Origin of the sequence: Crassaminicella profunda (assembly GCF_019884785.1) — a bacterium.
Taxonomy (GTDB): domain Bacteria; phylum Bacillota; class Clostridia; order Peptostreptococcales; family Thermotaleaceae; genus Crassaminicella; species Crassaminicella profunda.
The window spans coordinates 4498296-4511211 of sequence record NZ_CP082326.1 but is presented as its reverse complement, the minus strand read 5'-3'; the positions used below and the strand labels follow the sequence as shown (position 1 = coordinate 4511211).

Below are 12916 nucleotides of genomic sequence, written 5' to 3'. Positions count from 1 at the left end.
CAGCACCCTTATTTTTTATTCTTTTTCATTAATATACTTGCAACAAAAGCTGTTAATGGAATAGTCATTACTAATCCAATACTTCCTGCTAGTGACCTGATCACCTCTGTAGCAATAATATCTAAATTAAGTATTTTAACAATAGATGTTTCATGAGCCATAAACAGCAAAAGTAATGGAATTGAACTTCCTGTATAAGCAAGGATAAGGGTATTTGTCATGGTTCCCATAACATCCGTTCCCACATTCATTCCTGCAGAGAATAGTTCTTTCTTTGTAAGAGATGGATTGGCATTATGAATCTCCTCCATAGCAGAAGAAATAGACATTCCTACATCCATTACTGCTCCTAATGCCCCCATGATAATCCCTGAAAACAAAAGACTTTTAAAATCAAAGTTTATCTTTTGTGGAATATTTAAAAGCATTACTGCTTCTTCACTGCTAAGGCCTGTTAATTTCACCTTACTTCCAATATAATAAGCAATAAGTCCTGCAATGATTACACCTCCACTGGTTCCAATAATCCCTGCAGTACTTTTATAATTAAACCCTCCAATAACAAACATAGTAATAATTGTTATGACAATAGAGATTGCAATGGTTATAGGAATAGGATTCATTCCTTTTAACATAGCAGGTAAAAGAATTTTTAAAATAGCAAACATAGTAAGAGAAAGGGTAATTACAGCCTTTACTCCCTTTGTTTTTCCAACAATTATAATCAACACAAGAAGCAATATATATAAATAGATTACATAATGTTGTCGCTTATAATCTGTTACAGCCACATCTAACATGCCATCTGTATATTCATCAATATTAATAACCACCTGATCTCCTTTTTTTACCTCAATGGCATAGGTATAATTATCTGGTATATTATGGTCTATTTCAAAAACCTTCCCTTTATATTTTCCACTAGTAACTTGCAACTTTACATATTGATTTTTTTCTGTAAACCCTTCATATTCTTGACTTACTTTTACTTCTCCAGCTTCTAGAATCAATCCAGTTTCTGTGTAACTTTTAAAATCCTCATAAGTATTCAAATCATCTTCTGGCTCTCCATAAACATTGAAAGAGCATAGAAGAATCAACAAAATTGTTGTCCATAATATTTTCTTCATATCTTCCTCCAGGCTATTCTTTTTGTCCCTAGTATACCATTTTTTATAATTTTTGAAAACTATACTCCTATCTTATTGTTATTGAAGGATTTTTTGTTCAGTACTTTATATACAACTCTACTATTTACTTTTTCTCATAAATTTAGTCCATACTTATAACCATATTGTATATATTATAGCACTCATGCTTTGATGAAATCATCTCTTTCATTTTCAAATTCTTTATTTACAATATTCATAAAGTATCTGTTTTTTTTACAATAACTCCTTATAAACCCTTAAAAAATTACCTCCTAAAATTAGTTTTATATCCTCTTCTTTATATCCTCGGTTTATTAATTCCTTTGTGATATTTTTAATCTTACCATGTCCACTTAATGTATCAAAAAATTTATTATCTGAAGGATTAGGCTTTGGCAAATCATACTTTCTTAATTGATCACAAAAATCAAATCCAAACCCCACATGATTGATCCCTACTAAATTTACAATGTAGTCAATATGATCTACTAATCTCTCTGTATTTGCCAAATCCCCCTCATTGGCAACAAATTTATTTGCAATATTCATTCCTATAACACCTTGTCTTTTTGCAATAGCTTTAATCTGTTCATCTGTAAGATTTCTCATAACAGGTACCAAGTTTCTACAATTAGAATGAGAGGCAATAATAGGTTTTTTAGTAACTTCTAAAACATCCCAAAATCCTTCATCATTTAAATGGCTTACATCCATAAACATCCCTAAACTTTCTGCCATCTCTATAAGGGCTACTCCAAAAGCTGTAAGACCTCCTTTTTTTCCCTCTTTCATAGGAGTAAAATAACATCCATCTGCTGCATAGTTTCTTCTGCTCCAAGAAAGACCTACGAGTCTTACCCCTAGCTCATAAAAAACCTTTAAAAGATTTAAATCATTATATAGAGGTTCTACCCCTTCAAATGACAATAGGATAGCTATTTTATTATCATTCATTACTTTTTCAATATCTTTATAGCTTTTACAAAGCATGATTTTATCCTTTGACTCATCTATTTCCATATATAAACTACCAATCTGGTCTAATGCTCTTCTTAAAGACATTTCAGGAATAAACATATCATCAATAAATAAAGATGCTACAATAATATTTACGCCTCCCCTTATAAACTGAGGTAAATAATCTGTCTCTATTACCCTTTTACGTCCTAATTGCCTTTGTCTTACCACATCAAATAAAATGTCTGAATGGGCATCCACAATAGGAAATTTCTTATGTATCTGGTCAGTCGTCTTTAATAAATCCATATTCTTCTCCCCCTTATAAATCCTTCTTATTTTTATCTTATTCTTTTTCTATACTTTTATTTTAACAAAAAACCTGAGGGAAAATCTCCTCAGGTTTTTAAATATTACCGATTTATTTTTCTATATTACAACTACAATTGCCTTTTTTATTATTGGATTCAGCATATGGACAACCAATGCACTTAACACCTTTTTGCTTTTCTCTAATAATCTTTGCAATAGATAAACCAATAATTGATAATATTACCACTCCAACAATTATATTTGTCATAATTTTCTCCTATGCAGCCGCTTTCAACTTCTGCGCTGCTTTTTGATTCCCTTTTTTCACAAGGTGAACAGTATATCCCACCAATGCTACAACAACCACAAGTCCAGGGATAAAACCAGCACCTACAGAACCTGTTGTTACTAACGTACCAATTTGATAAACTAAAAATGCTACCACATAACCCATTCCGAATTGGAATGAAATTGCACCCCAAAGCCATTTTTTATTTTCCATTTCTGAGTTCATTGCACCAATAGCTGCAAAACAAGGAGGTGTAAACAAGTTAAACATAAGATACGCTAAAGCAGCCACTGAAGTTAACCCCATAATACTTGCAACATCTGACCCTCCTGATAATAACTCAAATTCTTCAGGATCGATAAAGTTAGTAATAGAGTAAACTACAGCCAAAGTCCCAACAACATTCTCTTTTGCAATAAAACCAGTAATAGCTGCTGCTGCAAGCTGCCATACGCCAAAGCCTAATGGAATTAATAAAACAGCAAATGGTGATGCAATACTAGCTAAAATGCTTGTATTTTGTGCATTTTCTGCAACAACTTCAAATTGCCAGTTAAATGTTTGCATAACTTGCACTGCTGCATTACAAAGAAGTATAATCGTACCCGCTTTAATAATGAATGCTTTTGCTCTAGAGAACATTGAAATTGTAGCTCTTTTGATACTTGGGAATCTATATTCTGGTAGTTCCATAATAAAAAATGATCTTGCGTTTTTCTCACCAGTAATTCTTACTACAATTAACGCACCAAGAATAATAAGAGCTATACCAACAAAGTACATTGTTGTACCAACCCATGCTGCATCGTCAAAGAACACCCCTGCGAATAATGCAATAATTGGTAACTTCGCACCACAAGGCATGAACGGAGTCAACATTGCAGTAGTTCTTCTTTGTCTTTCATTCTTAATGGTTCTAGTTGCCATAATCCCAGGAATGGCACAACCAGTCCCAATAACCATAGGGATAATTGATTTACCTGACAAACCTACACGATTAAAGAAACGATCCATTACTACAGCAACACGTGCCATGTAACCACAATCTTCAAGTAACGCTAATAAAAAGAATAATACCATGATCAGTGGTAAGAATCCAACTACAGCACCCACACCACCAATAATACCGTCTAATAGCAGTGAACTAAGCACCGGCGATACGCCTTCACCAAGCATACCTTCGGCCCATGCGTATATACCATCAATCCAACCAACAAATGTATCTGCCAACAAGGGTCCTAAAGATTCTTGTGAAATAGAGAATACAGCCCACATAATTAAAGCAAATATTGGAATTCCTAACCATTTATTAGCCAAAATTCTATCCGCATCATCTTGCCTTGTTTGACGATTACTACTTACCTTACGATCTTCAATTTTTGAAACAATACTATTAACAAACTCATAACGCTTTTTATCAGAGATTTCCACCGCTTTAGCATTTGTAAGGTCAATACCTTTGCTATTGTACGGAGCTGTTTGACCTTTACCTTTAACTTCTACTGCTTTTGAAATTAATGCTTCTAAACCATTATTACCTGATTTAGTTGATACAGTTTTGATAACAGGACAGCCTAAAGCTTTACTTAGTCCAGTTACATTAATTGCTGTTTTCTTTTTCTCATTTAAATCACTCTTGTTAAGAGCTACAACTACAGGAATACCTAATTCTAGAAGTTGTGTTGTGAAAAATAAACTTCTACTTAAGTTTGTTGCATCTACAATATTGATGATTACATCTGGATTTTCATTTTTAACGAAATGGCGAGTTATTGATTCCTCAGATGTAAATGGTGACATAGAATATGCACCTGGAAGGTCAACCGCTGTAATCTCCACACCAGTCTTGTTCAAATTCTTTTTGATATTGCCTTCTTTTTTCTCAATAGTAACACCCGCCCAGTTACCCACACGTTCAATCTTACCTGTTATGGCGTTGAACATTGTGGTTTTACCACTGTTAGGATTCCCTGTTAGTGCTATTTTCATAATTTCCCTCCTAAATCTTATTTCGTCAGCACCGCTAACTTAAAATAAGTACAAATTAATAATTTATTATATATGAAATTAAATATCAAAGTTAACCCAAGTTAACTTATTGGCCAATTGAAAAGCTATATCTCTATAGCTTCCAATAATCATTATATAATTATAGCTTCTGCCAATTCCAAATTCATACTGTATCTTGCATCTTTTACAGATATAACATAGTTTTCACCCAATATGGATATTACTGTTAATTTTTCACCTTCGTAACAACCTAGCGTAAATAAAAAACTTTTTAGCTCCTCATCATCTGTTTCAATTCTTTTTATTGTATATTCTACATCCACTTTCGCTTCTGATAGCTTTCTCACCAGACCACCCTTAACCTTTTCAACTTCATGAATTCCATTCATCATTCTACCTACTAAAGTACTAGCCATATATATACCTCCTTTATATATATATCACTTTTTAATCTTTACGATATTTTTTAAAATATGCTTCTATTGCATGAAGCAGGCTGTCACTGACAACATGTTCCATCTTACAAGCATTCTCAGATGCTTCAGCTAGTGTCAATCCCAGGGAATGCTCAAGAAAATCAGTAATTAACTTATGATTATAGTATATTCTTTCGGAAATCTCCCTACCCTTTTGCGTAAGGGTAACACTTCCATAAGTTTCCTTATATACTAAATCTCGAGATTTTAACTGTCCCATAGCTTTTGACACACTTGCTTTTGAAACCCCCAAAGCTTCAGCAATATCCACGCCATGAGCATGACCATGCTCTTTTTCTAATATATAGATCGTTTCTAAATACATTTCAACTGATTCATTATACTTCATTTTTCCTCCCATATATCATATACATCATCTGATATTACAAGAAAACTATAAAGTTAACCTTAGTTAACAAATGTATTCTATACTTGTAGAGAGGCTTTGTCAAGAAACTATTACTACTTTTATCGCTTTCCACAATTGATTCATTATTTCAACTTATATTTATCAATGTAACTTTTTTTCATTTGTTCATATTCACTAGTTGATTATAATTATCAGTTTCAACGATATTATATGCCAATTGATTATAATTGTCAATGGTTTTTATATTTTTTTCCATTCACTTTTTACAATAACTTATTTACTACTGCATTTAGTTTTAATACTTTCCAACAATCTCCTGTGAATAATAAAAACTTCCCTTGAGAAAACTCAAAGGAAGTTTTTATATTTATCCTTCTTTTCTAGATGAACAACTGTGATAACTACAACCTTTACAGCTACTGCATCCTGTTCCATTAACTTCTTTTTTTATACCTTTTATCAAACAATATACACCCAAACCAATGATTCCTACTCCAAGAACCCACGTAAGTAAATTCCCCACAAAATCATCTCCTTAAAATCCTAATAATCCGCCTACTTGATATACAAGGAATGAAACTACCCATGCAACAACAAAAGTATAGCCAACGGAAAATCCTGTCCATTTCCATGAATTTGTTTCTCTCTTAATTACACCAATTACTGCTAGACACGGTATATATAATAGTGAGAATACCATAAAAGATAATGCACTAAGGCTTGTAAATCCAGCAGTTTTTAACGCCCCTGCAAAGCCTAAAACATCTCCCTCCATAGCAGCTTCTCCTACAGCCTCTCCTAATCCATAGATCACTGCCATACTACTTACAACTACTTCTTTTGCCATAAGCCCAGTAATAAGAGATAAAGCTGCTTGCCAAGACCCAAATCCTAATGGTCTAAAGATTGGTGCTGCTATTTTACCAATACTTGCTCCAATACTATCTACCATCTCTACTTGTCCTGAGAAATTAAATCCTAATATAAACCAAATCAACACAGATGCTGCAAAGATAATTGTACCCGCTCTTAAAATATATCCTTTTGCTTTTTCCCATACAGCAATTCCTGTCCCTCCTAAAGTGGGGAATTTGTATGGTGGAATCTCCATAACAAAAGGGCTTTGTTCTCCTTTAAATAAAGTTTTCTTGAAAATCAATGCACACATAATAGCTACAACGATTCCTAAAACATACAAGGAGAATGTAACAATACTTTCATATCCTGGAAAAAACACGCCTGCAAATAAAATATAAATAGGTGCTCTTGCCCCACAAGACATAAATGGCACTACAAGTATAGATGCCAAACGATCATTTTCATTTTCAAGAGTTCTCGTTCCCATTACAGCTGGAACAGAACAACCAAATCCCATAAGCATTGGAATAAATGCCTTACCGCTAAGTCCAATCTTCCTCATGGCTCTATCCATAATAAATGCTACTCTCGCCATATATCCACTATCTTCAAGGATTGAAATAGCAATAAATAAAAATACAATATTGGGTACAAATGTTAACACCCCACCAACTCCACCTATAATACCATCAACAATTAATGATTGTAACCAAGGTGCTACAGCTCCTTCTAAAGAAGCTCCTACGGTTTCTCCAAAAGTACCAAACCATCCATCAATTTGATCTAAGAAAATATTTCCAATGTTGAAGGTAAACCAAAATACAATATACATAAGTCCCGCAAATATAGGAAGCCCTAACCATTTATTTGTAAGCACTTTATCAATTTTATCAGATGTATTTAATCCTTCATCCTTCGGTTTTTTCACCGTTTTTGAAATAATACTTGTAATATAAGTATATCTTCTACCTGCAACTAAGCTTTCATAGTCATCTTCTAGTGAAAATTCATCCGTTACTGCTATTTCATCATTTTCCACCTGTGGTGTAAGATTCAATTCATTTAAAATCTCTTCATCTTCTTCAATAACCTTTAATGCTAACCATCTTAGATTAAATTTCGAAATATCTACATGTCCTTTTAACATTTCTATTGTTTCTTTAATTTTTTTCTCTACATCTTTTCCATAATCTACTTGGTTTGGATTATATTTTATTTTTCCATGAGCAACTTCTAAAGCTGTATCTAATAATTTTTCTATTCCCTTCTTTTGTGTTGCTATAATAGGGACTACTGGTACTCCTAAAAGCTTTGATAGCTTCTCATGATCAATCTTATGCCCTCTTCTTTGTGCTACGTCTAACATATTTAAAGCAATTACAACAGGTTTTCCTAGCTCAATAAGCTGCATAGATAAATATAAGTTTCTTTCAATATTAGAAGCATCTACAATATTTACAACTACATCAGGCGATTCATCCACAATATACTTTCTTGAAATTTTTTCCTCTAATGAATAGGGTGATAAGCTATATGTTCCTGGTAAATCCACTGCTATCATTTCGTTGTTTTTATGGTGTAGCTTTCCTTCTTTCTTTTCTACTGTAACACCAGGCCAATTTCCTACAGAATGCCTAGCACCAGTAAAAGCATTAAACAATGTAGTTTTACCACTATTGGGGTTTCCCGCCAACGCAATGGTTATATTTCTCAACATTGATATTCCTCCTTATTTGAATATGTAAATCATTCTCAATATTTATGCAAAATTATTGACCTTGAAATTTATTTTCAAAGTCTTCTCAAACTACTCTACAATAATTTTTTCAGCATCTTCTTTTCTTAAAGTAAGATTATATCCTTTTACTTTTACCTCGATGGGATCTCCTAAGGGTGCTTTTTTTTCTATATAAATTTCTGTTCCTCTAACAACACCCATATCCATCAATCTTCTTTTTACAGCACCCGTTCCTTGTATTTTAATAATCTTTCCGCCTGTCTTTGGCTGTAATTCTTTTAATGTTCTTCCCATTCTATTTTCTTCCCCTTTCAAATATGTATTATGCTATATCTACCATAATTTGCTGTGTAACCACACCACCTAAAACTAACCTAGACCCCCTTACATTTACAATAAAGGCTCCATTCGTATTATTAGATATAACATTAATTTTAACCCCTCGAGTTAAACCCATATCCTGTAGTTTTTTCTTTAACTTTGGCCCCCAATTAATCGCATTTAAAATAGCATCTTGCCCTGGATTTACCATAGATAATGGCATATAACACCCTCCTATCTAATATAATCAATATAAAACTTTTTTCAATCATTTCGATTTATTAGTTGATTATAATTATCATTTTCGACGATATTATATGCTAATTGATTATAATTGTCAATTACTTTTGAATTTTTTTCCATGCATTTTTTACATAATCCATAAAATTTTATCCATCCACCAGTAATTTTAATATTTTTGTTTTTTATATGTGTTTGGTCTAATTTAAATTGTTTTCCTATATTGATGATCTTTGTAGCTTTGCATTCTTTACAAATCAACAAACAATGATTCTTTTCGATTAATTCAAAACTCCTCATTCCCTTATACATATCACTACAATAAATTTTACCTATATTCATTAAAGCATCAAGAATTCTATATACTGTTCTTTGACTTATTTTTTTATTTTTTTCATAAATCAATGCCATAATTTCTTTTATGTTTAACTTTTTACATATATTTTCTTGAAATATTTGATAAACAATTAACTGATTTTTAGACAACTTATTTTCCACTTTCATATTTATTATGTTCCTCTCTTACAAACATAATCTTATAAATGAATCTACTAATTTTTGATCAAATTGGCTACCTGCTCCTATTTTTAGCCGTTTTAATGCTTCTTCCTTAGATAAGATATCCCTATATGGACGATCTCCAGTCATAGCTTCATAGGCATCACAAATACTAAATAACCTTACTTTATAAGGAATTTCTTTTTCTTTTAACCCTGAAGGATATCCCTTACCATCTGCTCTTTCATGATGGTACAAAACATAATGTAAAAGATTCTTTGGTGCTTTCATTTCCTTTAAAATTTTATATCCCTCAAAAGGATGTTTTTTAATGATTTCATACTCATCCTTAGTAAGCTTTGACTGTTTTAATAATATTCTATCTGGAATAGTTATTTTGCCTATATCATGAATAATTCCTGCATATTCTAATTCTTGTATATCCTCTGAAGAAAGCCCTAATTTCTGTCCAAATATTTTTGCATAACTTCCGACCATCAATGAATGATTTTTGGTAAACCCATCTTTTTCTTCTAGCATACGTATAATCGTTTGAATCCTAAATTTATTTTGTATTCTACTACTTCTTAATTGTTTTTGAATTATTTCCATATGGATTTTTTTAAAGGCCAATGCCATTTCCTTAGCCTCCCTCCGTTATCATCAACGATATTCATTCTCATTTATACTACCATAATATTCTTTTGCTGTAAAATAAATTTTAAAATTTGGGGAGTCATCTTTTTCTCTTGACAGGCATAATAGGGTATTCTACAATATAAATGATAATTATTTTCATTTGTTTGATAAAGGAGATTGATTTTCCCATGTTAGATATTCACAATTCTAGAATGAAAATGTTAGAAGAGCTTTATCTAGGTATACAATTAATCTTACTACTACTTAGTATTTTAACTTTTCAACACTTTCCTCTAAATAGTTTATTACTTCCTATAAAAAAATTTTTATTTATTTACGGCTTCTATTTAGCTATGTTAGTAATCTATTTTATTCGAAAAGCATATTTTCAAAATATCCATCACTTCAATCCAAATTTATGCTTATCTTTTATAGATGGCCTATTTTTAACTATTTTTTTATATTTATCAAAAGGTTTTTTTTATCCTGTATTTCATTTATTTTATATTTATATCACCTTGCAAACAGTTCGATTCTATTATAAAAATGCTTACTTATTTAGTTCTTTTGTTACATTATGCTACGGAGTAATTGTCATGATACAAAATCCCAAAAATTTATTTTCTCTAGAATTTCTTATGAATATTTTTTCTTTTTATTTACTAAGCTATGTTTTAGCTTCTATTTTAAAAGAAATGTATCGGTTACAATCACAAATTTCATTTATGTTCGAGGAAATCAAAGAAAAAAATAGTGTACTCAATGAGATTGCAACAAAAGATTATCTTACTAATATGTATAACCACAAAAGCTTCTATAAATATTTAAAAGATGTTATAAAAATTTCAGAATCAAAAAATACACCCTTTTGTCTAACCATCATGGATATTGATAATTTCAAGAAAGTAAATGATACTTATGGACACTTAGCAGGAGATACTATTTTAAAAGAAATTTCTTCAATGATTCATGATCATATCAGAAAAACAGATATTGCTGCTAGATATGGTGGAGAAGAATTCGCCATTATCTTTCCTAATAGCTCTATACAAGAAGCAGAAAAAATTTGTGAAAGAATAAGAAAAACTATTGAAGATCATATTTTTCTTATCAATAGGGAAGAAGTAAAGATTACTATCAGTGGAGGAATAGGTTGTGCTAGTATTGCTCCTTCTTCTTCTAATCAGCATAATTTTGTTGAATTAGTAGACAACCTTTTATACGAAGCAAAACACTTAGGAAAAAATCAATTTAAATGTTCAGCAGAAATCTTATGTTTAGATTAATCAACAAAAGAGGAAGAAAATGACTATATTTTCTTCCTCTTTTCTTGATTAAATACATCTTTTGCATGGTTTCTTACAATATTTACAAATATCTAACTTTATAGCTAAATCACTTCCTGCTCTCTTGGCAAATACACATGGAACTTCCATATTTTTTGATTCTTTTTTAATAATGTTTGCTAAATTATGTTCAATAAAATCATATAAAACAACAATCATGTCAATATTCATAGGGATTGTTTTATTTCTCATTCCTTTTTTCCGTCCTGTCCAATGAATATAATCCTCAAACCCTCTTTCATTAAGTACCTGTGGTATACTTCCTAACCGATCTCCGCCCACGATTAATGCCGTCATTTTCTTCCCTCCTATATTTTTCTAAATGATATTGATTATCATTATTATATATTTAAATAAATCATCTGTCAACCTACTATCTTTAATTTTGGATGGTATTCTTTCTATCAAAAGAATACATAAAATTACTTTAAAAAATATTATTATTCATAAGGGATTAGGTAGTATAATAAGAAAAAAGACTTATTCAATGGGGGGAATGTAAAATGATAAAAAAAGTATCACAACTAACTGAAGAAATAAAAAATGAATTGATCACTCTAAATGAGTATATCTTAAACAATCCTGAATTAGGAAATGAAGAGATAAAGAGTTGCAACGCTCATATTGATTTATTAAAAAAACACGGATTTGCTGTTAAGGAAAATTATCTAGACATAAAGACAGCTTTTCGTGCTGAATTTAAAGGTTCAAAACCGGGTCCTACTATAGGGTATCTAGCAGAATATGATGCACTACCTGAAATCGGTCATGGATGTGGTCATAATATCTTAGGTACAACAAGTACTGGTGCAGGCATTGTTTTAAGTAAAGTGCTCTCTTCTATAGGCGGAAAGGTAGTCGTATTTGGAACTCCAGCAGAAGAAACTTGTGGCGCTAAAGTAGACATGGCAGACAAAGGTGCTTTTGATGATATTACAGTTGCTATGATGGCACATCCAGCAGATCATCACTATAAAAGTGGAGATTCTTTAGCTATGGAAGCCATAGAGTTTACATTCAAAGGAAAAACTGCCCACGCAGCAGCATGCCCAGAAGAAGGGATCAATGCACTAGATGCAGTGATTAATACTTTTAATAATATCAACGCATTAAGAGAACATACAAAATCTGATTGTCGTATACATGGTATCATAAAAGAAGGAGGTCATGCTGCAAACATAGTTCCAGATCTAGCCATTGCTCAATTTTATGTAAGAGCAACAACAAAAAGCTATTTAAAAGAGCTTGTAGAAAAGGTGAAAAATTGTGCAAAAGGAGCCTCTCTAGCTGCTGGAACAGAGCTTAAAATCTGTAATTATGAATATAGCTATGATAATTTAGTGACCAATCAAAATTTATCTAAAGCTTATTGTAAAAACATAAAAAAATTAGGCGTAGAAAAAATTCATGAAGCAAAAGAAAGCTATGGCTCATTAGATGCTGGAAATGTAAGTCATGTATGCCCTACCATTCATCCTTACTTTGGTATCAGCCAAAACCCTATTGTTGCTCATACAACAACATTTAGAGATGCTACTAATCAACCTTTTGCTTATGAAAATATGGTAAAAACCATTGGTGCTTTAGTACTTACTGCCGTTGACGTCATAGAAAACAATAATCTTTTACATAATATACAAGAAGAATTTAAAACTACTGAAAAATAAAAAATCATAATCATTATAAAACACTCTTGAAAATTTTCAAGAGT

The 12916-nt window shown here is 31.6% G+C and carries 15 protein-coding genes; 2 read left to right on the top strand and 13 right to left on the bottom strand.

Features of this window, described 5'->3' with window-relative positions:
- Nucleotides 1-8: 8 nt before the first annotated feature.
- The 12 genes from K7H06_RS20775 to K7H06_RS20720 form a co-directional block, all read right to left on the bottom strand.
- Nucleotides 9-1130 (bottom strand): YibE/F family protein, encoded by a 1122-nt coding sequence (locus K7H06_RS20775; protein WP_223037901.1) that lies wholly within the window; start codon nucleotides 1128-1130, stop codon nucleotides 9-11.
- Nucleotides 1131-1385: 255 nt separating this feature from the next.
- Nucleotides 1386-2417: a dipeptidase gene (locus K7H06_RS20770; RefSeq protein ID WP_223037900.1), complete on the bottom strand. Its 1032-nt coding sequence runs from the start codon at nucleotides 2415-2417 to the stop codon at nucleotides 1386-1388.
- A 112-nt stretch (nucleotides 2418-2529) separates the two neighbouring features.
- A complete protein-coding gene (locus K7H06_RS20765) occupies nucleotides 2530-2688 on the bottom strand; it encodes a FeoB-associated Cys-rich membrane protein (RefSeq protein ID WP_223037899.1) in 159 nt (52 codons plus the stop codon).
- A gap of 9 nt (nucleotides 2689-2697) precedes the next feature.
- A complete protein-coding gene (feoB, locus tag K7H06_RS20760) occupies nucleotides 2698-4698 on the bottom strand; it encodes a ferrous iron transporter B (RefSeq protein WP_223037898.1) in 2001 nt (666 codons plus the stop codon).
- A 152-nt stretch (nucleotides 4699-4850) separates the two neighbouring features.
- On the bottom strand, nucleotides 4851-5135 hold the full coding sequence (locus K7H06_RS20755) for a FeoA family protein (RefSeq protein WP_246637591.1): 285 nt from the start codon (nucleotides 5133-5135) through the stop codon (nucleotides 4851-4853).
- Nucleotides 5136-5166: 31 nt separating this feature from the next.
- Nucleotides 5167-5544 (bottom strand): metal-dependent transcriptional regulator, encoded by a 378-nt coding sequence (locus K7H06_RS20750; protein WP_223037897.1) that lies wholly within the window; start codon nucleotides 5542-5544, stop codon nucleotides 5167-5169.
- A 388-nt stretch (nucleotides 5545-5932) separates the two neighbouring features.
- Nucleotides 5933-6088, bottom strand: a complete 156-nt coding sequence (locus K7H06_RS20745; protein ID WP_223037896.1) for a DUF1206 domain-containing protein — start codon at nucleotides 6086-6088, stop codon at nucleotides 5933-5935.
- Nucleotides 6089-6100: 12 nt separating this feature from the next.
- Entirely contained in the window at nucleotides 6101-8140 is a 2040-nt protein-coding gene (gene feoB / locus K7H06_RS20740) for a ferrous iron transport protein B (protein WP_223037895.1), read from the bottom strand.
- 90 nt (nucleotides 8141-8230) lie between these two features.
- Nucleotides 8231-8455, bottom strand: a complete 225-nt coding sequence (locus tag K7H06_RS20735) for a FeoA family protein (RefSeq protein WP_223037894.1) — start codon at nucleotides 8453-8455, stop codon at nucleotides 8231-8233.
- A gap of 28 nt (nucleotides 8456-8483) precedes the next feature.
- A complete protein-coding gene (locus tag K7H06_RS20730; RefSeq protein WP_223037893.1) occupies nucleotides 8484-8705 on the bottom strand; it encodes a FeoA family protein in 222 nt (73 codons plus the stop codon).
- Nucleotides 8706-8746: 41 nt separating this feature from the next.
- Nucleotides 8747-9226: a transcriptional repressor gene (locus tag K7H06_RS20725; protein ID WP_223037892.1), complete on the bottom strand. Its 480-nt coding sequence runs from the start codon at nucleotides 9224-9226 to the stop codon at nucleotides 8747-8749.
- 18 nt (nucleotides 9227-9244) lie between these two features.
- Nucleotides 9245-9859: an HD-GYP domain-containing protein gene (locus K7H06_RS20720; protein WP_223037891.1), complete on the bottom strand. Its 615-nt coding sequence runs from the start codon at nucleotides 9857-9859 to the stop codon at nucleotides 9245-9247.
- A 596-nt stretch (nucleotides 9860-10455) separates the two neighbouring features.
- Here K7H06_RS20720 and K7H06_RS20715 point away from each other — a divergent pair.
- Nucleotides 10456-11145 carry a GGDEF domain-containing protein gene (locus tag K7H06_RS20715; protein WP_223037890.1) on the top strand — a complete coding sequence of 230 codons (690 nt, stop codon included), beginning with the start codon at nucleotides 10456-10458 and terminating at the stop codon, nucleotides 11143-11145.
- A 48-nt stretch (nucleotides 11146-11193) separates the two neighbouring features.
- Here K7H06_RS20715 and K7H06_RS20710 read toward each other — a convergent pair whose 3' ends face one another.
- A complete protein-coding gene (locus K7H06_RS20710; protein ID WP_223037889.1) occupies nucleotides 11194-11502 on the bottom strand; it encodes a DUF2325 domain-containing protein in 309 nt (102 codons plus the stop codon).
- Nucleotides 11503-11708: 206 nt separating this feature from the next.
- Here K7H06_RS20710 and K7H06_RS20705 point away from each other — a divergent pair, with 206 nt between their 5' ends.
- Complete coding sequence (locus K7H06_RS20705; RefSeq protein ID WP_223037888.1) at nucleotides 11709-12872, top strand: M20 family metallopeptidase; 1164 nt, start codon at nucleotides 11709-11711, stop codon at nucleotides 12870-12872.
- Nucleotides 12873-12916 lie beyond the last annotated feature (44 nt).